The following is a 1979-nucleotide window of genomic DNA, read 5'->3' on the forward strand; positions in this document are numbered from 1 at the left end:
GCGCACCCGCCCCCGGGCGCGGTCGGCGCCACGCGACCCCCTCCCGCCCGCTGGGCTCGCGGATCGCCCGCACCCTCGCCGCTCTGGCATCCGTGTTCTGCCTCCTGGTGACCGGCGTGGGCTGGTCGCTGTTCAACGGTCTGAGCTCCGACCTGTCCTCCGCCGGAGGTCTCGACGTGGGGGACGGCGGGCTCGACGGCGCCGTCGACATCCTCCTGGTGGGGACGGACAACCGCACCGACGCCCAGGGCAACGCGCTCAGCCAGGAGGAACTCGCCACCGTCCGGACCGGCGAGGACGAGGGCGAGAACACGGACACGATCCTGCTCATCCGGATCCCGGAGGACGGGAGTTCGGCCACCGCGATCTCGATCCCCCGGGACGTCTACGTGGAGACCCGGGACATCGGGGGCAGCAAGATCAACGGTGTCTACGCCGGATACAAGCAGACGTACCTCGATCAGGCCGTGGCGAACGACCCCGACGGTGCGCTCACCGAGCAGGACCAACGCGACGCCGTCCAGGCCGGCCGCAACGGGCTGATCAACACCGTCCGCGATCTCACCGGCGTGCAGGCCGACCACTACGCCGAGATCGGGTTGCTGGGATTCGTCCTGCTCACCGACGCCGTCGGTGGCGTGCCGGTGTGCCTGAACGAGGACGTCGACGAACCGCTGTCCGGCGCGAACTTCCGGGCCGGGGTCCAGACCGTGTCCGGCTCCGACGCCCTGAGCTTCGTGCGTCAGCGGCACGACCTGCCCGCGGGCGACCTCGACCGGATCGTCCGCCAGCAGGCGTTCATGTCCCAGCTGGTCAAGAAGACCCTGTCCGCCGGCACCCTCGCGGACCCGACGAAGCTCGGAGCGCTCGTCGACGCGGCCCGACGGTCGTTCGTCATCGACGAGAACTGGGACTTCGTGGACTTCGCGATGAAGCTCCAGGACATCAGCGGCGGGAACGTGCGGTTCGAGACCATCCCGGTCACGAGCATCGACTCCTTCACCGAGTGGGGCGAGTCCATCGTCACCGTCGACCCCGACCAGGTCGCGGAGTTCGTCGGCGGATTCGCCAGTACCGACGACGTGGAGGAGGAGCAGGAGCAGACCGGCACCCCGGGGGTGGACCCCGCCGCCGTGACCGTCTCGGTGGTCAACACCACCGCGATCGACGGTCTGGCGGCCCGGGTCTCCGGTTCCCTGTCCGAACTCGGGTACGCCGTCGGGGACCTGCTCACCGATCCGGCAGCGGCGTACACCTCCCACGTCGCCGCCGGTTCGGCCGACGACCCCTCGGCGTTCGCGGTCTCCGACGCGCTGGGCGGGTTGCCCGTCCAGGTGGATCCCGCGGTGCCCCCCGGGGCGGTCCGCGTGGTCCTGGCGGAGGATTACAGCGGTCCCACGGGGGACGCCTCCGCGACCGAGTCCTACTCCCCCGAGACCACCACCTACGCCCCGTTGCCACCGTCGATCGCGCAGCGTCCGACCTTCGACGCCGGTGGTTCGGACGTCCCCTGTGTGAACTGACCGAGCCGCACCCGACCGACCGTCCGGAGGACGACCCGTGAACACCGCCGCAGACACCGTGCTCCAGCCGCTCCTCGCAGCGGACCCGGGCGCCCCGCTGGTCACGCACTACGACCTCGGAGCACCGTCCCGGATCGAGCTGTCCGTGACCTCCACCGCCAACTGGGCCGCCAAGATCGCCGGGCTCCTGCGGGACGAGGTGGGCGTGGCCCCGGGTGACGTCGTGGTGTGCGACCTGCCGGCCCACTGGCTCACCGCCGGGGTGCTCCTTGGCGTCTGGTGGGCGGGGGCCGAGGTGCGGACCGGGCCGGCCGACGACGCCGTGGCGGTGATCACCACCGCCGACCGCCTGGAACGCCACCCGACCGATGTCGAGACGCTCCTCATGACCACCGACCCGATGGGCCGCCCGCTGGCCGCGGTCGGCGTGGACGTCCCCCCGGGCGTCGTCGACCT

At 71.6% G+C, this 1979-nt stretch carries 2 protein-coding genes; both read left to right on the plus strand.

Annotated features, from left to right (window positions below):
- The first annotated feature begins 50 nt into the window (after positions 1–50).
- Positions 51–1523 carry an LCP family protein gene (locus G6017_RS04155; RefSeq protein ID WP_182616066.1) on the plus strand — a complete coding sequence of 491 codons (1473 nt, stop codon included), beginning with the start codon at positions 51–53 and terminating at the stop codon, positions 1521–1523.
- 37 nt (positions 1524–1560) lie between these two features.
- A partial coding sequence (locus G6017_RS04160) for a TIGR03089 family protein (RefSeq protein WP_347237942.1) occupies positions 1561–1979 on the plus strand: 419 nt, incomplete at its 3' end.

The sequence above is a fragment of the Dietzia sp. B44 genome (assembly GCF_014145245.1).
Classification (GTDB): domain Bacteria; phylum Actinomycetota; class Actinomycetes; order Mycobacteriales; family Mycobacteriaceae; genus Dietzia; species Dietzia natronolimnaea.